The sequence below is a fragment of the Pseudomonas sp. G166 genome, assembly GCF_037027455.2.
Taxonomy (GTDB): domain Bacteria; phylum Pseudomonadota; class Gammaproteobacteria; order Pseudomonadales; family Pseudomonadaceae; genus Aquipseudomonas.
In genome coordinates, this window is record NZ_CP146985.1 from 35,455 (window position 1) to 53,009 (window position 17,555).

Below are 17,555 nucleotides of genomic sequence, written 5' to 3' on the forward strand. Positions count from 1 at the left end.
GCGGGCAAGCCTTGCACCCACAGAAAAATCGCTTACACCTGTGGGAGCAAGGCTTGCCCGCGATGCTGTTTAAAGGGCGAAAGGCAACGGAGTGTGGACTGTCTGCCGCTGCGCCAAGCGCTGCTGGAACTCCATCGGATCGTGGATCAACACATCCTGCCCGGCGAAGGATTCGGCGGCGATCAACCGCGATAGCCAGAACCGTACGCACGCCACGCGCAGCATGGTTGGCCATAGCTCGGCCTCGGCGGGAGTGAACGGTCGCAGCGCCGCATAGGCCCCCAACAACGCCCGCGCCCGCGCGCCATCAAGCACACCGTCGTCGTCCGAGCACCAGTCGTTCAAGGCAATGGCAACGTCATACAGCATCGGCCCGGAGCAGGCATTGTAGAAGTCGATCAGCCCGGTCAGGTGCGTGCCTTCGAACATCGCGTTGTCGCGGAACAGATCCGCGTGGATATTGGCCCGGGGCAGCGCCAGGATGCCCACCTTCTGCAGGGCAATCTCATCCAGCGCGGCCTCAAGCAGCCGGCGGGGCTCGGTGTCGAGGTGCGACAGCAGCTTGGCGCCCTCCTCCTGCATCCAGTCCAGGCCGCGGTCGGTCTTGCGCTTGATCATCTTGTCCCGGGTCGCCAGGTGCAGGTGCGCCAGCAACTCGCCGACCTGGGCGCAATGTTGCGCGTTGGCCTGCTTGATGTGCTTGCCCGCCAGGCGCGGTTGCAACAGTGCCGGCTTGCCCGCCAGTTCCCGCAGCGCCACGCCATCGGTGGTGCGCAAGGCGTAAGGTATCGGCAGGTCGGCGTCATGCAGCACGTCCAGCAGTTCGATGAAGAACGGCATTTCCTGCACCGGGCCGCGTTCGACCAGGGTCAGGACGAACTCGCCCTGCTCCAGGCTGATGAAGAAATTGGTGTTTTCGCTGCCAGCGGCGATCCCCTGGAAATCAAGCAGACGGCCAAGCCCATAAGGGGCGAGAAAGGTTTCCAGCTCGGGCCGAGCCAGGGGGGTGAACACAGACATGGTTAAAACTGCCAGTACGGGCGCCCTTCAGCGGGCGCCGGTTGAAGTGCAGAGCGGTATTACCACTCAAAGATTTTCCACGACGGAATCAGCATATCCGGCTGGTCCGAGCGGATGAAGTTTGCATCGCTACCATCGGCGCGCACCAGGAAATAAGGCTTGCCGTGCTTGGGCGTGACCTTGATCGCGTACAAGAAGCCGTTTTGCCGGTACTCCTGAATGGTTTTATCACCTTCGGTGCGGATGGTGACATCCGGGTCCGCCGAGGGCGCGTCGTCCGCCGCCATGACGGCCAACGGGGTGATTGCAAACAAGCCAGCCAGTAACAGGCGATTTAGTGTACGCATGATAACCTTGTCCCTTTGTCGTCAACGGTCCCGCTATTCTAGCCCCGGACCCGCCGAAAAGGTTGATCCTGCTCATGAGCCAAGCCCCCCTCGTCCTGGTGGACGGTTCTTCTTATCTGTACCGCGCCTTTCACGCGCTGCCACCGCTGACCACCTCCAAAGGCCTGCCGACCGGTGCGGTCAAGGGCGTGCTGAACATGCTCAAGAGCCTGCGCAAGCAGTATCCGGACAGTCCATTCGCCGTGGTATTCGACGCCAAGGGTGGGACTTTTCGCGATGCGCTGTATGCCGAATACAAGGCTAACCGCCCGAGCATGCCCGATGACATGCGCGTGCAGATCGAGCCGCTGCATGCCAGCGTCAAGGCCCTGGGCTTCCCGCTGCTGTGCGTGGACAACGTCGAGGCCGATGACGTGATCGGCACCCTGGCCCGCAGCAGCGCCGCGGCCGACCGTCCGGTGGTGATCTCCACCGGCGACAAAGACATGGCGCAACTGGTCGACGGTCACATTACCTTGGTCAATACCATGACCGGTAGTGCACTGGACGTGGCTGGCGTGAAGGAGAAGTTTGGCGTCGCTCCGGAGCAGATCATCGATTACCTGGCATTGATGGGCGATTCATCCGACAACATTCCGGGTGTTCCGGGCATCGGACCGAAGACCGCGTCCGGCTTGCTGGTGGGTGTCAATGGCGGCCTGACCGAGCTGTATGCGCAATTGGACATCGTTGCCACCTTGCCCATCCGTGGCGCCAAGACCCTGGCCGCCAAGCTCGAAGAGCACAAGGAAATGGCGCTGCTTTCCTATGAGCTGGCGACCATCAAGACGGACGTACCTTTGGAGATCGGCCTCGACGATCTGAAAATGGGCGCGCCGGACCACGAGAAACTCGCCGAACTGTACACACTGCTGGAATTCAAAAGCTGGTTTGAAGAAAACCAGCGTGACGCCAAACGTGCGGGCCAGGAGATCGTCGAAGTCAGCGACGAACAACCCGGCGCTGTCGAGGCCAAGTATGAAGTCATCCTCGATCAGGCGCGCTTCGATGCCTGGCTGGCCAAACTCGACAAAGCGCCGCTGTTTGCCTTCGTCACCGAAACCAACGGTGGCGACGCCCAGCATTCGCAACTGGTGGGATTGTCGTTCGCCGTTGCGCCGTTCGAGGCCGCCTACATCCCGTTGACCCATTCCTACATGGGCGTGCCGGAGCAGTTGGACCGCGATACGGTGCTCAAGGCCCTCAAGCCCCTGCTGGAAAACCCGAACAAGCTCAAGGTCGGCCAGCACGCCAAGTTCGAAACCAACATCCTGGCCAACTGCGCCATCGGTGGCGACCAGGACAATGGCATCCTGGTCCAGGGCATCGCCTTCGACACCATGCTTGAATCCTATGTGCTGGATTCCACGGCGACCCGCCATGACATGGACAGCCTGGCGCTCAAGTACCTGGGCCAAAGCAAGACCGATTTCCAGGATATCGCTGGAAAAGGTGTTAAACAGCTGACTTTTGATCAAATCTCCCTGGAACTGGCCGGTCCTTACGCCGCCGAAGATGCAGACGTGACCTTGCGCCTGCACCAGGCCTTGCAGGAAAAGCTGGCCGCCACGCCAAGCCTGGGCAAAGTGCTCACGGAAATTGAAATGCCGTTGATGCCGGTCCTGGCGCGCATCGAACGCCAGGGTGCGCTGGTCGATGCCAACCTGCTGGGCGTGCAGAGTGTCGAGTTGGGCGAGAAACTGGTGGCGCTGGAGCGTGAGGCGTTTGCGATCGCCGGTGAGGAATTCAACCTGGGTTCGCCGAAACAATTGGGCGTGATCCTGTACGAAAAACTCGGCTTGCCGGTGCTCAGCAAAACGGCCAAGGGCCAGGCGTCCACCGCCGAGGCGGTGCTCGCCGAACTGGCGGAGCAGGATTACCCGTTGCCCAAGGTGCTGATGCAATACCGCTCGCTGAGCAAGCTCAAGAGCACCTACACCGATCGGCTGCCGGAGCAGATCAACAGCCGCACGGGCCGCGTCCATACCAATTATCAGCAAGCTGTCGCCGCTACCGGACGCCTGTCCTCGATCGACCCGAACCTGCAGAACATTCCGATTCGTACCGCCGAAGGCCGGCGGATTCGTCAGGCCTTCATCGCGCCGAAAGGCTACAAGCTGTTGGCGGCGGACTACTCGCAGATCGAATTGCGGATCATGGCGCACCTGGCCAAGGATGAGGGCCTGCTCTACGCGTTTCGCCATAATCTGGACGTGCACCGGGCTACGGCCGCCGAGGTTTTCGGGGTCGAGCTGGAGGCGGTCACTCATGATCAGCGCCGCAGTGCCAAAGCGATCAACTTCGGTTTGATCTATGGCATGAGTGCATTTGGCCTGGCCAAGCAGATTGGCGTCGATCGCAAGCAGTCCCAGGCTTACATCGACCGCTACTTCGCCCGTTACCCAGGTGTGCTGGCGTATATGGAGCGCACCCGTGCCCAGGCGGCCGAGCAGGGTTTCGTCGAAACCATTTTCGGCCGCCGGTTGTACCTGCCGGACATCAATGCGAAAAACCCTGCGTTGCGCAAAGGTGCCGAGCGCACGGCGATCAACGCGCCGATGCAAGGCACGGCCGCAGACATCATCAAGAAAGCCATGGTGGCAGTGGATCGCTGGCTGAGCGCATCAGGGCTGGATGCCAAGGTCATCCTGCAGGTACACGACGAATTGGTGCTGGAGGTGCGTGAAGACCTGGTCGACCAGGTGCGCGAGGAAATTCGCCAGCACATGAGCGCCGCCGCCACCCTGGACGTGCCGCTGCTGGTGGAAGTGGGCGTGGGCAATAACTGGGATGAGGCGCACTGATTCCCAAACCCCGAGGCTCAAGGGTTTTTTGTGGCGAGGGAGCTTGCTCCCTCGCCACAGTGCATCACCGCACGTCTTGGGCGGCCTTCTAATTAGTTCGGAAAATTCCTAAGGCTATTTCCAAAAATAATCTGAACTAAACCGGTGAATTGCTACTCAGAGATTCTGAATGGCTGGTGAAGCCCTTCAATGCTCCTATGTTGTGTTAAGTGTTGGCAGATATCTGGACCCCGCCCTAGCGGTCCGGAACTTGGACCCCGAACTTCCCCCTCCCCATACGAAGTCCGGGGTTTTTTTTGCCTGCGATTTGGCTTATTCCGCCTGTTCGCTGCCCTTGTCTGCCAATTCCATCCAGTCGGCCAATACAGTGTAGGCCTCTTCCAGGCCCATGCGCTTGGGGGCCGAGAACAGCTGGATGGTGATCGTATCGCCCCACCCTTTGCGAATTTCCGACTGCACTTTGAGCAGGGTGTTCTTGGCCGCGCCGTAGGTGAGCTTGTCCGCCTTGGTCAGCAGGATGTGCATCGGCATGCCGCTGGCGACAGCCCAGTCGAGCATCAGCAGGTCGAAGTCGGTCATCGGATGCCGGATGTCCATCATCAGAATCAGGCCTTTCAAACTCTCGCGGCTGCCCAGGTAGGCTTCCAGATGGCGCTGCCAGTGTTGCTTGAGCGGGATCGGTACTTTCGCGTAGCCGTAACCGGGCAGGTCGACCAAACGGCGTTCATCGTCTAGCTTGAAGAAGTTCAAGAGCTGCGTGCGACCCGGGGTTTTCGAGGTGCGTGCCAGGCTGGCATGGGTCAAGGTGTTCAGCGCGCTGGATTTACCGGCATTGGAACGCCCGGCGAAAGCCACTTCAAAGCCTTCATCGTCGGGGCATTGATCGACTTTGGCGGCGCTGAGCATGAAGGTGGACTGTTGGCACAGGCCAAGGATGGGGTTCTTCAGTTGCATGGGATTTCCGATGTGGGCGGCGTCGGGAATGGACGCGGCAAGCTGTGTCGTTTCCGTTTCAGTGACGCCAGTATATAATGCCGCAGATTTTGTGTGCGCTTTGTCCCAGCGTAGGATGAAGCTCACGGGAGCGATCGACCGAAATTGCGCACTAGAACGCAGCTCGCTCCCAACCCTGAAAAGGTCGTTTTATGACGAAATGGCTGCTAGCTGCCGGTGTCTTGATGCCGCTTTACAGCGCTCAGGCTACACAGGATCCGGAAGCTGTGTACAACCGTGTTTGTGGTGCCTGTCATTCCGGCCAACTCCCCATGGCGCCCCGCAAGGGCGATCAGGAAGCTTGGACGCCGAGGTTGGCGAAAGGTATGGAGACGCTGGTGCAACACGTGACCCAGGGTTTCAAGGCGATGCCGCCGCGTGGTTTGTGCATGGACTGCAGTGCCGAGGATTACCGAGCCATCATCCAGTGGATGAGCGAGTAAACCCGGTCCATAACTCTTTAACCCTTAGCCGTAGTTGGATTAGCTGATGAACAAACTGATCGTGAGTCTGCTGTTGACCTTGGGGATATCCGGCGTAGCCCACGCCGCTGGCGATGCCGCTGCCGGTCAGGCGAAAGCGGCCGTATGCGGGGCCTGCCATGGCCCAGATGGCAATAGCATGGCGCCCAACTTTCCGAAACTGGCGGGCCAGGGCGAACGTTATCTGAACAAGCAGTTGCACGACATCAAGTCCAATAAGCGCACGGTGCTGGAAATGACCGGCCTGCTGACCAACCTGAGCGATCAGGACCTGGCGGACATCGCGGCTTATTTCGCCAGCCAGAAGGGCAGCGTCGGCGCTGCCGATCCGAAGCTCGTGGCCCGTGGTGAAGCACTGTTCCGTGGTGGCGACCTGAACAAGGGGCTTCCAGCCTGCACCGGTTGCCACTCGCCTGACGGCAAAGGCAACGCTGCAGCCGGCTTCCCGCACTTGGGCGGCCAGCATGCCCAGTACGTAGGCAAGCAATTGACCGAATTCAGAAAGGAAGAAGGTGGCCGGACCAACGACGGCGATACCAAGCCGATGCAGAGCATTGCGAAAAAGCTGAGCGACGAAGATATCGCGGCGGTATCCAGCTACATCCAAGGCCTGCACTGAGGCCTTTGGCTGGCGTCGCGAGGGATGTACATCCCTTGCAACGTTAACGCTCGATTAATCTCTCGATGCGAGCATCAAAAGGGTGGCTTTGGCCGCCCTTTTTTGTGGCCGCTGCCGTTACACTAGCGAACTAGAACCCGCCACGATCTGTCCTAGAAGCAGGTCTTGCGAGGCCACCTCATTGTCCAGGAGTAAAGCATGCGTAATCTGATCATCAGCGCCGCGCTCGTCGCCGCCAGCCTGTTCGGCGTGACTGCCCAAGCGGCTGAAAAGCCCGCCGCACCCTATGTCGAATTGACCAACCCCGTTGCGGTGGCGGTGCCTGGCAAGATCGAAGTGGTGGAACTGTTCTGGTACGGCTGCCCGCATTGCTACGCTTTTGAGCCGGTTATCAACCCATGGGTCGAGAAACTGCCTTCGGACGTTAACTTCGTACGCATCCCCGCCATGTTCGGCGGCCCATGGGACGCCCACGGCCAGATGTTCCTGACCCTCGAAGCCATGGGCGTCGAGCACAAGGTTCACGCCGCCGTTTTCAACGCGATCCAGAAAGAACACAAGAAGCTGACCGACAAGGAAGACATGGCGGACTTCCTGGCGACCCAGGGTGTGGACAAGGATAAATTCCTAGCCACCTTCGACTCCTTCGCCATCAAGGGCCAGATCAACAAGGCCAAGGAACTGGCAAAGAAATATGAGATCACTGGCGTACCGACCATGATCGTCAACGGTAAATACCGCTTTGACATCGGTTCCGCCGGCGGTGCCGAACAAGCGCTGCAACTGGCCGACCAACTGATCGCCAAAGAGCGAGCGGCCACCAAGGCTGCCGCCAACTAAGCGCGGCTCACGGCCATGGCCCGCTGGAGTACCGAACGCATCGTTGGCCTGCATGAGCCGCGGGTCAACGAGCACCACGTCATGTCCACGGGCTTGCCTGCCGATAACCGCCTGCGGCTGCTCAGCTTCAATATCCAGGTGGGTATCAGCACCGAGCGCTACCGGCATTACCTGACCCGGGGCTGGCAACATTTGCTGCCGCACACCGGACGCGCCGATAACCTGCAAAAAATCGGCGACCTGCTGAAGGATTTCGACCTGGTGGCCCTGCAAGAGGCTGATGGCGGGAGCCTGCGGTCAGGTTACGTCAATCAGGTGGAACATCTGGCCCAACTGGGCGCCTTTCCCTACTGGTACCAGCAACTCAACCGTAACCTCGGTCGTCTCGGCCAACACAGCAATGGCGTGTTGAGTCGCTTGCGACCGTGGGCGATCGAAGACCATCCGCTGCCGGGGCCCAAGGGGCGCGGGGCGATCCTCGCGCGTTTTGGCGAGGGGCCGGAGGCTTTGGTCGTGGTCATGATGCACCTGGCTCTCGGCGCGCGTACCCGGACCATGCAGTTGGCCTACATCCGCGAGCTGATCGGCGGCTACAAGCATCAGGTACTGATGGGCGACATGAACACTCACGCCAATGATTTGCTGCAAACTTCGCCCCTGCGTGACCTGGGTCTGCTCGCGCCGCAACTGGAAGCGACGTTTCCCAGCTGGCGCCCCCAGCGTTGCCTGGACCATATCCTGCTGAGCCCGACCCTGACCCTCGAACGCGTCGAGGTGCTGGCCCAGCCCATTTCCGATCACCTGCCGGTCGCGGTCGAAATTCGTTTGCCGGGTTCGCTCACGGCTGATGCCTTTCCCGCGCTGAGTCCTGCCCCTCGCGGATCCGATGAATGAGCGACGAAGCCGAACGCTGGAGAGAGAAGTACCTCAAGAGTATCGAACAGCAGGAAAAGCTCGAGCGCCGTTGGGATGCCCGGCTCGACTTGCTGCGTCGGGGCCTGGTGCGCAGCACCCTGGCTGCCGAGGGCACTGACCGGGCGGTTGATCAATGCATGAAAGAGATGCGCGAGGTGGTGCGTACCGATGACATGGATGCCGGCCTCGCCGCACTGCTGCCGCGCCTGGAGAAAGCCGTACTCGATTCCGAGCAGCGCCGCGAGACCCGGATCGAACAGATGAGCAGCGCCTTGACGGCCCTGGTCGCCCAGTTGCAAACCCTGCCGCTGCCAAAGGAAGTCAGCCGGCCGCTGAAGAAATTTTCCAAGCAGTTGGAGGACCGTGTCAGCCAGGCCCGGGAGATTCCACTGCTGCTCAGCGAGCTGAGCAGCTTGCAGGGCAAAGCGTTGAGTGCGCTGGATGCACCTGCCGAAGCGCATCGTCCAGGCTTGCTGCAACGATTGTTCGGCGGACATGGCCACGAAGAAGCGCCGCAGTCGCCCGATCCGGCTCAGGGTCAGGGTAGCGCGGCGCCTGTGTCAGAAACGATCTTGCCGGCTCCCACAGCGGTGGCAATTGAAGCAGCATCTGTCGCACCGGCACCGGCACCGGCACCGGCACCGGCACCGGCACCGGAGCAAGTGCCTGAGCGGGATCGGGAGCAAGCCCAGGCCCAGCCCCAGCCCCAGGCATTGGAGACAGCGCCTGACCCAGATGCCGTCCTGGTGCCGATGGTCGCACCCGATCCGGCGCCCGCGCCGACACTGGTATCCCAAGCGCCTCCCTCCGTCATCGAACTGAGTGAAGCCGCCGAGCCGGCAGTGATCGCCGATGAGCTTACGAAACCGGAGCCCACGCTCGAAAATCCCGACGAATTGCAATCAAAAGAGCCGGCGAAGACGCTGTCCGAAGCACCGCTCCCTGCTGTCGAGGCAGATGAGCCAGCAGAACCAACTGACCCGACCGAGGCCCTGGTTACTGTCGATCCGGTCACCACCGACCCGGATGAAGCCCACTACGCCCTGCCCGACTCGCCGGAGCCCTCCTACAGCTCGGTGGCCAGGCATATCGAAGACACGCTGCTGGGGCTGTTGGGCGACCTGACCCTGCCCGAGCGTCATAGACCCCAAGCCGAGGCCATGCGTGAGCGCCTGCAAAATGGCTTGAACTGGTATGAGTTGCTGCCGATCCTCGATGATCTGGCGGTACTCATGCTGGCAATCACTGACAGCGGTCAACATGAGTTCGAGGCTTACCTGCAGCGGCTCAACGATCGGCTTGAGTCATTCCAGAACAGCCTGCGGGCCGCCAGTGAAGACCATGCCGATAATCAGTCGGCCTCCAGGGAAATGGACACCCAGATTCGTGAACAGGTTGATGGCCTGCAAAGCAGCGTCCAGCAAGCCGATGACCTGGAAGGTCTCAAGCAAGTGCTGGAAAACCACCTGGAAGGCCTGCTCGGCACAATGGACCTGCACCAGAAGCAGCGCGATCTGCGCGAGCAGGAAGTCTCGGCGCGTCTGAAAAGCCTCGCCGAGCGTGTCGCGTTGATGGAGCAGGATGCCCAGGTCGTGCGCGATAATCTCGAAGAGCAGCGGCAAAAAGCGCTCGTCGATCCGCTCACCGGGTTACCTAACCGTGCCGCCTGGTCCGAGCGCCTCGATCATGAGGTTTCCCAGTGGCAGCAGCGCGGTAATAGCCTGTTACTGGCTATGCTCGACCTCGATCATTTCAAGCGAATCAACGATAACTACGGCCATTTGGCTGGTGACCGAGTATTGAAGCTCATCGCCTCGGTACTGCGTAGACGCCTGCGCGGTGGTGACTTCATTGCCCGCTTTGGCGGCGAGGAGTTTGTCCTGTTGGTGCCCGACACCTCCCTGGCCGCGGGCGCCAAGTTGGCAGAGGCCTTGCGCGCTGCCATCGAAGTCTGTCCGTTCCACTTCAAAGGTGAGCCGGTGACGGTCACGGTGTCCATAGGCATGACGGCATTCAAACCCGGAGAACGCAGCGATCTTGTCATCAAAAGAGCCGACCAGGCGCTATATCGGGCGAAAAACTCCGGACGCAATCGCGTGGAGCTGGGCTGAAACCCAATTGTTCCATTTTGTTTAATATCGGTGCGTGAGCCCGATCATTCGCGAGGCGATACGTTACACTGTTGCATTACTTCCAGCGCGTAATGCATTCCGCCATGAAATTGTTTTCGCTCATTGTCTCCTTACTGGTTCTGGCCGGTTGCACCAGCGGCCCCCGGTTAGATACCCGTCACCCTTCTGTCAATCAGGACAGCCGAATCCAATTCGTGGTGGTGCATTACACTTCGGCCTCCCTCGAGCGATCCCTGGCGCTGCTGACTCATGGTGAAGTCAGCGCCCATTACCTGATTGGCGACGATAAACCCGCGACCATCTATAAGCTGGTGGATGAAAACCGTCGCGCCTGGCACGCCGGGGAGAGCGAATGGCAAGGTCGGACCTGGCTCAACTCCAGCTCCATCGGCATTGAGATCGTCAATCCAGGCTTCATCGACACGCCCACAGGGCGCCTTTGGTATCCCTACAGCGAAGCCCAGGTCCAAGCCCTGATCGTATTGCTCAAGGACATCATCCAGCGTAACGCGATCAGCCCGCGCAACATCATCGGGCACAGCGATATCGCGCCTTTGCGCAAGCTCGATCCGGGGCCGTTGTTCCCTTGGAAGCGCCTGGCCGAAGCGGGCCTGGGCTTCTGGCCAGACGAACAGGCCGTGGCCCGCCAGCAAGCGATATTCGCCGCCGCGCAGTTACCGAGCGCCAGCTGGTTCCAGGCCGAGCTGGCCCGCCTCGGCTACCCGACGCCCCAGACGGGCGAATGGGACGTGGCCACCCACCATGTGCTGGCCGCCTTCCAGCTGCACTACCGGCCGACGCGGTTCGATGGCACACCGGATGCGCAAAGCGCGGCGATTCTGCAGGTGCTCAACCAGACAAAATAATGACGCCCGTCTGACTAGCAGCGCTAAATCCAAATCAGAAGCTATAACTCATTGGTAACTTTCGGATTGCCCATGATGACGGCTGCCCGCGAAACCCTGCAGAGCTGGCTCCATCGCCCTCTTTTCCTGGCGATGATGGCGGCTGCCTTGAGTACGGTGCTGTTGCTGGCGGGGAGTCTGGCTGTGGTGATGCAGCAGATCCAGCAGCGTGAAAGCGATCAGATGAATGCCCAGGGCGAGCGCTTTCTGCAACGCTTGGAGCAGCTTTTCGGCCAACTGCGCGAAAGTCTCGATGATCTGCAAAACCAGCCGTTGCGCGGATGTGACGATGACATGATCGCGACATTGCGTCAGGTCAGCTTCAACTACCGTTTCGTCTACGAGGCGGTGTATATCGATGGCAGCGGCGTCTGTTCCAACCGTCCACGCCAGAGCGGGTTGTCGGTGACCCGCCCGCCCGACATCCGCGGGCCGACCTACAATTACTGGCTCAACACCACCACAGAACCCGATGAAGACCGCGCGGCATTGATGCTGGGGCGCGGCAACTTTCGGGTGGCTACGTCTCGCGGGCATTTGACCGATGTGGTCGATTTGCCACCGGGCAGCAGCCTGCTGGTCGTCCTGGATCACGGCGAGCGGGCCATTCCGGTGCTCGGGACTGACCAATACTGGCCGCCAACCGAGCCCTGGCCGCCAAAAAGCCACAATGCCTTGCAAGTGACGCAGAACCGCTTGATCTATCGGATGCCGACCGACAGTCCGGAATATCAGTTAGTGCTGATCGCTCAGCGCAACGGTTTTCAGGTTCCAGCCAATGCCTGGTGGATGCTGCCCATCAGTCTGATGCTGGGCGTGGGTATCGGGTTCCAGGTGTTTCTGCTGGCACGCCAGCGTCAATCCATGGATGCCGAATTGCACGGAGCCATCCGGCGTGGTGAGTTGCAGGTGCTGTACCAGCCGATTTTCGACCTGAGCAGCCGCAACTGCGTGGGTGCCGAAGCCTTGCTGCGCTGGCGACGACCGGACGGCACCCTGACCAGTCCGGATTTGTTTATCCCGATGGCGGAAAACACCGGGCAGATCCGCCAGATCACCGATTTCGTGCTGCAGCGGCTGTTTGATCAATTGGGCCAGCTGTTGCGGGCTAATCCGCAACTGTACATCTCAGTAAATCTGGCGGCGTGCGATGTGATGGTGCCGCGTATCGGCGAAGTGATTGCCCGCCTGCTGGCGCTGCATCGGGTATCCGCCCGGCAGATTGCCTTCGAAGTGACCGAGCGCGGACTGATCGATGTATTGGTTGCCCGGGATAACCTACAGTCGTTGCGCGACGTCGGGCATCAGGTGTTGATCGACGATTTCGGCACCGGTTATTGCAGCCTGGCCTACCTGCAGACCCTGCCGGTGGATTGCCTGAAAATCGACAAGGCGTTCATTGATGCCTTGGGCCATGATGCCGCCAGCAGCGGTGTGGCCCCGCACATCATTCGCATGGCTCACGCGCTGGAGCTCAAGGTGATCGCCGAAGGTATCGAGCATGAAGCCCAAGCCTCCTATTTGAGTAGCGAAGGCGTGAAGTTCGGTCAGGGCTGGCTGTTTGCCCATGCACTCAGTGCGGTGCAGCTCATCGAACTGATTACCCGCGGTCGGCGCCTGCTCAGCCGACGCCTGGACGATGAAGCCTGAGCCTCCTCAGACCGCCAGCGCCATGTAGAACTGTGTGCCCTGCCCCGGCCTTGAATAGACACCCATGCGCCCGCCATGGAGCTGGACGATCTCCTTGCACAACGCCAGGCCAAGGCCAGCACCGCCCTTCTTGCGTCCGACCTGGACGAAAGGTTCGAAGATCCGTCCCTGCTGACTGTAGGCAATGCCTTCACCGTTGTCTTCGACGCTGATGATCACTCGCTCGCCGTGGCGCCGGGCCTGCAGGCGGATCTGGCCGTTGTTGCCAGTGTGACGCAAGGCATTGTCGATCAGGTTATCCAGCACCCGATCCAATTGCGCAGCGTCGGCATGCAGGTGTGGCAGCGGGCCCTGGATCGCCACGAGCAATTCGATGCCCTTGGCCTCGGCCTGCGCGGCGAACCGCAATCGGGCCGCTTCGAGTAAATCTTCGATGGAACAAGGTCCCAGGGTCAGCTTTTGCAGACCATTCTGGTAGCGAGAGAAGTTCAGCAAGTCATTGATGAGTTGCATCAGCCGCTGCATTTCTTCATTGACGGTGTTGAGCAGGTCGGCCTCGCGGGAGTCTTCAGCGAAATGCACACGCTCCTGCAACAGGCCGAATGCCATGTGCATGCCGGTGACGGGGGTGCGCAGTTCGTGGGAAGCGCGCAACACGAATTCACTGCGCACCCGCTCAAAAGCGCGCTGTTCGGTGACATCGTGCAGCACCATCACCGCTCCGAGGATGTGACCCTGGGTATGGCTGACCGGTGTGAGGCTGTAAGTCAGCACCCGCGACTCACCGTCTACCTCGATGCTCAGGTCGTCTGGCGCCCGCTCCTGGGTTCCGCCGCGCAGGACCACGTGCAGCTCTTCATCCAGTTCAAGGCGTCCCAGCGCCTCGCCCAAGCCCAGGCCCAGGCGTTCCTCATCCCAGCCCAGTTGACGCTGGGCCACGGGGTTGAGGTGCTCCAGCCGGCCCTGGCGGTCGATCATAAGCAGGCCGTCGTCAATGCTGTCCAGTACGGCTTGCAAACGTTGTTGGCCGGCGAGCAGTTCATCGACGTTGGTGGCCTGATGTTCGCGCAACGCCTGGGCCATGATTCCGAAGCGACGTGTCAGAAGATTCAACTCGGCGGCGGAAGAAATGGGCAACGTCACCTCGAAATTGCCCTGGCCGATGTCATCCGCTGCTGCCGCCAGCGCCTCGATCGGCGCCCCGAAACGCCGGGCGATACCGTGGGCCGTGATAAAACCGATGATCAGCACCGCCAACCCCACCAGCCCCAGCAGTCCGGAAATCAACAGCGCACGTTCGCGGGCGCGGTTCTGGGTTTCGCTGATGTTGTTCAAGGCTTGCCGATATCCCTCGATCAAGCCACTGCGCAGCACATTGAATTTTTCGGTGAGGTCCTGGATGGCGGTAATTTGGGCCGGTTGTTGGCGAGACGCGGTAAAGGCTTCAAGAAAACGGATGTAGTCGGCTTTGGCCTTGGTGAAGTTGTCGATCGAGCTGGCCAGCCCCTGTTCATGGGCGATGCCCTCTTCGAGTAAACCGAAATATTGCCGCTTGGACGCTTCCAGCGCAGCCAGATCGGGTTTGTCGTCGAGCATGATCATCAACTGGTCGCCCAGTGTCTGGCGCAGCTTGAGGCCCAGGTCCAGCAAGATGAAGTTGTCGCGTACCGATTGTTCCTGGGTGTTGGCCATTTGCATCACGCTGACCAGGCCGAGCACCAGTCCCAGCAATGCCACGGTAATCAGGGCCGAGATGCTCAGAAACAGTCGGGTGCGCAGCTTCATCGCCAGCTTCATAAGGTATCGCTCACAGGTTGTACTGCTTGCGTTTGCGATACAGCGTGGAAGCATCGATCCCCAGGGTCTTGGCCGCCTGGTCGAGGGTGTCGGCGGTGGCCAGTACTGCGCCGATGTGAGCCTTCTCCAATTCGTCGAGACTCAGCGCGGCGCCGATTCGTGGCGCATTGTTGACCGGTTGCTCGGCCATGCCCAAGTGACTGATCTCGACTTTTTCCTGTGGGCAGATAATGCTGGCGCGCTCGACCACGTTACGCAGTTCCCGGATATTGCCTGGCCATCGATAGCTTAGCAGCGCTTCGCGCGCCTCGTCGCTGAAGCCCCGGGCCGGGCGCGCGTATTCCTTGACGAAGCGCGCCAGGAAGCGGTCGGCCAGGGTCAGGATGTCTTCGGCACGCTCACGCAGCGGTGGTAGATGCAGGGTAATGACGTTCAGGCGATACAGCAGGTCTTCGCGAAAGCGCCCGTCGCGCACCATGTCTTCGAGGTTGAGGTTGGTCGCGGCGAGAATCCGTACGTCGGCGCGGCGTGTCACCGGGTCCCCTACCCGTTCATATTCTTTATCTTGGATGAATCGCAGCAACTTGGGTTGCAATGTCAGGGGAAAATCGCCGATCTCGTCGAGAAACAGCGTCCCGCCGTCAGCCTGGTTGACGCGTCCCAAGGTGCTCTCGCTGGCGCCGGTGAACGCGCCGCGGCTGTGACCGAACAATTCGCTTTCCATCAACTCAGTGGTCAGCGACGGGCAGTTGATGGTCACGCAGGACTTCTTCGCACGCTTGCTCCAGCCGTGGATCGCCCGGGCCAACTCACCCTTACCCGTGCCGGACTCGCCAAGAATCAGGATGTTGGCGTCGGTGTTGGCGACCTGGCGGGCTGTTTCCAGAACGACTTTCATCGCCGGACTGTGGGAATCGAGGCCGTCCTTGGGTTTGCGCACTTCCCCTTCGAGGGCTTCGAGCCTTGCCGATAATTGGCGCACTTCCAGTTGCTTGGCGGTGGCCAGCCGTAATTGATCCGGGCTGCACGGCTTGACCAGATAATCGGCGGCACCGGCCTGGATCGCGTCGACGGCGGTGTCGACCGCCGAGTGGGCGGTGACAATCACCACTCGCATCCAGGGCGCCTGAATACGCATTTGCGCCAGGACGTCGAGGCCGTTGTCCTCGCCCAGGCGCAGGTCGAGAAAGCACAGGTCGAACACCTGGCGCTGCAACAGGGTGTCGGCCTGGGCGGCGCTGTTGGCGGTCGCGACGGTATAGCCTTCGTCTTCCAGGCAGTAACGGAACGTACGCAGGATGGCGGACTCATCGTCTACCAGCAGAATGCGGCCTTGATGCTCAGTGGCGGATTCCATTTTCCTACGCTCCTTAATGAATGATGTTGGTTAGTGTCAGAAAAATCGGGCAAGTTGCATGGTCGTTTCTGAGGGGATATTACCCACCGAGAGTGGCCCTGTGGACGTCTGACTCCTAAAAGATTGATTTGGGTTCCTTTTTTTGTCTGACATCCGTCTCGGACGGTTCGGCTTGCTCATTCCGACATCTGTTTTCGACGGGCAATTCAAAAAGAATCTAACCCCCCCTTCGCTTCGTTCGTGCAATACGCACGACTCTCTGTGGCGGCATCGTGCAGGATGCGCCCTGGATGTTTTGCGTACCAGATATAACTATTTGATTTTAAATGGATTTTTTTTGACAAAATTCTGGCACGCCGACTGCAATGGTCCGATCAAGCGTGGCGCTAAGGGCGCCTCAACCAGATCACCACTCGGGTGGGGAGGAATTTCAGGATGAATCGTCAAAGTGCCGCCCAGTTTCGAATCTCTTCCCTGCACGTTCAGCAGATTCTGTGGGGTGTTGTAGCCCTGCTGATCACCCTAGTGGCAGGCCAGCAATGGCTGTTCTGGCAGCAGAGCCAACAACCGGAGGCGCCGCTGGTTTCCATTCAGCGCGCCCCTCAAACCCATTTCAGCGCCGTTGGCAGCCTCTCGGAAGTTTCCGCTTCCATGCGAATGATGGACGTCGACCAGGCACAGCCTGCCGCCGAACTACCTCGCCAGGAGCGCTGGGTGTTTTAACTGATGGACCGGTCGTCCACCGCGCCGGAACCATCGCCGTCAGACCCTAACTAAATAGAAAAGCGTAAGGAGAATCACCATGTTGAGCTGGGCAATTACTTTCCTGATCATTGCCATCATCGCCGCAGTACTGGGTTTTGGTGGTATCGCAGGCACCGCCACGGGCATCGCCAAGATTCTCTTTGTCGTATTCCTGGTGATGTTCATCGCTTCCTTCTTCTTTGGTCGTCGCGGTCGAGGCTGACCATGAGCGCTTCCTTCAAGGGACTGGCCGCCGCCCTGCTGTTGGGCGGCAGTGCCATGGCAATGGCTGCCAATGATGGACAGATGCGGGCCAATGAATTGCTTGAAGCAGACCCGCAGTACCGCGAAACGTGGCAGCACGTTGTCAAAAAAGCAGAGCGCCTGCCGGAGTGGGTGATGAACCTGTCTGGCGATGCTGAGCAGATGAACGCCGTCGAGGAAGATGGCGACAAGTATCTGGTCGGTCCGCTGTGCGAAACCCAGGCTACGTGCCGCAGCAAACGCCTGATCGTCGCCTTCAGTTTCGATAAGGACGAGGCCTACGCCATGTTGGTCGAGGTCCCCGCCGGGCTACCCGCCGACAAGTCGCCGACCCGTCACGCTGACTACCGTTTCCTCGGCAATCCCGATGAAGGTATGCAGAAACTGTTAATGGAACAACTCAAGAAAGATCCCAACTGGTATTGAGTTTTGAAAATGAGAAAAGCAGCCCTGTTTTTCTCTTCTGCACCGCCCGAGGAGGGCCGATGCATGACCAGGGGGCCGGGACGTTCTGACCATTGAGGGTCGGAGTGACCTACGGGCACAAGGAGTGCCTGCGAAAGGGCCGGGTCAGGTAAAAGCTGCGACGCAGGTTCGCAAAGTCGTCAAGGCTTGGCGAACTTGCGCAGCGCTTATGCCCGAAAGGC

Annotated in this window: 16 protein-coding genes; 11 read left to right on the forward strand and 5 right to left on the reverse strand. The window is 60.1% G+C overall.

What is annotated here, in order from left to right; all coding sequences use genetic code 11:
* Positions 1 to 69 precede the first annotated feature (69 nt).
* Together SGN16_RS00160 and SGN16_RS00165 are read right to left on the reverse strand one after the other, a co-directional pair.
* Positions 70 to 1,020 carry a homoserine kinase gene (locus tag SGN16_RS00160; protein ID WP_339101924.1) on the reverse strand — a complete coding sequence of 317 codons (951 nt, stop codon included), beginning with the start codon at positions 1,018 to 1,020 and terminating at the stop codon, positions 70 to 72.
* 59 nt (positions 1,021 to 1,079) lie between these two features.
* Positions 1,080 to 1,367 (reverse strand): DUF2782 domain-containing protein, encoded by a 288-nt coding sequence (locus tag SGN16_RS00165; RefSeq protein WP_063323620.1) that lies wholly within the window; start codon positions 1,365 to 1,367, stop codon positions 1,080 to 1,082.
* A gap of 74 nt (positions 1,368 to 1,441) precedes the next feature.
* Between SGN16_RS00165 and polA the strand changes: the two genes are divergently transcribed.
* Positions 1,442 to 4,210 carry a DNA polymerase I gene (gene polA / locus SGN16_RS00170; RefSeq protein ID WP_210642174.1) on the forward strand — a complete coding sequence of 923 codons (2,769 nt, stop codon included), beginning with the start codon at positions 1,442 to 1,444 and terminating at the stop codon, positions 4,208 to 4,210.
* A gap of 312 nt (positions 4,211 to 4,522) precedes the next feature.
* Here the strand turns inward: polA and yihA are convergent, their stop codons facing one another.
* Positions 4,523 to 5,164 carry a ribosome biogenesis GTP-binding protein YihA/YsxC gene (yihA, locus tag SGN16_RS00175; protein ID WP_210642175.1) on the reverse strand — a complete coding sequence of 214 codons (642 nt, stop codon included), beginning with the start codon at positions 5,162 to 5,164 and terminating at the stop codon, positions 4,523 to 4,525.
* Between the two features lie 191 nt (positions 5,165 to 5,355).
* On the opposite strand from yihA, the gene SGN16_RS00180 reads away from it, so the two are divergent.
* The 7 genes from SGN16_RS00180 to SGN16_RS00210 all read left to right on the forward strand — a co-directional run bounded on the left by SGN16_RS00180 (position 5,356) and on the right by SGN16_RS00210 (position 12,746).
* On the forward strand, positions 5,356 to 5,646 hold the full coding sequence (locus SGN16_RS00180) for a c-type cytochrome (protein ID WP_003196231.1): 291 nt from the start codon (positions 5,356 to 5,358) through the stop codon (positions 5,644 to 5,646).
* A 46-nt stretch (positions 5,647 to 5,692) separates the two neighbouring features.
* Positions 5,693 to 6,304, forward strand: coding sequence for a c-type cytochrome (locus tag SGN16_RS00185; protein ID WP_210642176.1), 612 nt, complete (start codon positions 5,693 to 5,695; stop codon positions 6,302 to 6,304).
* 198 nt (positions 6,305 to 6,502) lie between these two features.
* Positions 6,503 to 7,144: a thiol:disulfide interchange protein DsbA/DsbL gene (locus tag SGN16_RS00190; RefSeq protein ID WP_210642177.1), complete on the forward strand. Its 642-nt coding sequence runs from the start codon at positions 6,503 to 6,505 to the stop codon at positions 7,142 to 7,144.
* 15 nt (positions 7,145 to 7,159) lie between these two features.
* A complete protein-coding gene (locus tag SGN16_RS00195) occupies positions 7,160 to 8,038 on the forward strand; it encodes an endonuclease/exonuclease/phosphatase family protein (protein ID WP_210642178.1) in 879 nt (292 codons plus the stop codon).
* Positions 8,035 to 10,170 carry a diguanylate cyclase gene (locus tag SGN16_RS00200; RefSeq protein ID WP_335945018.1) on the forward strand — a complete coding sequence of 712 codons (2,136 nt, stop codon included), beginning with the start codon at positions 8,035 to 8,037 and terminating at the stop codon, positions 10,168 to 10,170. Before SGN16_RS00195 ends, SGN16_RS00200 begins: the two co-directional genes overlap by 4 nt.
* Positions 10,171 to 10,274: 104 nt before the next feature.
* Positions 10,275 to 11,057 (forward strand): N-acetylmuramoyl-L-alanine amidase, encoded by a 783-nt coding sequence (locus SGN16_RS00205; RefSeq protein WP_210642180.1) that lies wholly within the window; start codon positions 10,275 to 10,277, stop codon positions 11,055 to 11,057.
* Positions 11,058 to 11,132: 75 nt separating this feature from the next.
* Complete coding sequence (locus SGN16_RS00210) at positions 11,133 to 12,746, forward strand: EAL domain-containing protein (protein WP_210645061.1); 1,614 nt, start codon at positions 11,133 to 11,135, stop codon at positions 12,744 to 12,746.
* A 6-nt stretch (positions 12,747 to 12,752) separates the two neighbouring features.
* Here SGN16_RS00210 and SGN16_RS00215 read toward each other — a convergent pair whose 3' ends face one another.
* Positions 12,753 to 14,543 carry an ATP-binding protein gene (locus SGN16_RS00215; RefSeq protein ID WP_210642181.1) on the reverse strand — a complete coding sequence of 597 codons (1,791 nt, stop codon included), beginning with the start codon at positions 14,541 to 14,543 and terminating at the stop codon, positions 12,753 to 12,755.
* Between the two features lie 10 nt (positions 14,544 to 14,553).
* Positions 14,554 to 15,900, reverse strand: a complete 1,347-nt coding sequence (algB, locus tag SGN16_RS00220) for a sigma-54-dependent response regulator transcription factor AlgB (protein WP_210642182.1) — start codon at positions 15,898 to 15,900, stop codon at positions 14,554 to 14,556.
* A gap of 435 nt (positions 15,901 to 16,335) precedes the next feature.
* On the opposite strand from algB, the gene SGN16_RS00225 reads away from it, so the two are divergent.
* The 3 genes from SGN16_RS00225 (at position 16,336) to SGN16_RS00235 (ending at position 17,334) form a co-directional block, all read left to right on the forward strand.
* The gene (locus SGN16_RS00225; RefSeq protein WP_210642183.1) at positions 16,336 to 16,623 is read left to right on the forward strand and encodes a hypothetical protein; all 288 of its coding nucleotides are present in this window, start codon (positions 16,336 to 16,338) and stop codon (positions 16,621 to 16,623) included.
* A gap of 79 nt (positions 16,624 to 16,702) precedes the next feature.
* The gene (locus SGN16_RS00230; RefSeq protein ID WP_003177151.1) at positions 16,703 to 16,867 is read left to right on the forward strand and encodes a DUF1328 domain-containing protein; all 165 of its coding nucleotides are present in this window, start codon (positions 16,703 to 16,705) and stop codon (positions 16,865 to 16,867) included.
* Positions 16,868 to 16,869: 2 nt separating this feature from the next.
* On the forward strand, positions 16,870 to 17,334 hold the full coding sequence (locus SGN16_RS00235) for an inhibitor of vertebrate lysozyme family protein (protein ID WP_210642184.1): 465 nt from the start codon (positions 16,870 to 16,872) through the stop codon (positions 17,332 to 17,334).
* The last annotated feature ends 221 nt before the right edge of the window (positions 17,335 to 17,555 follow it).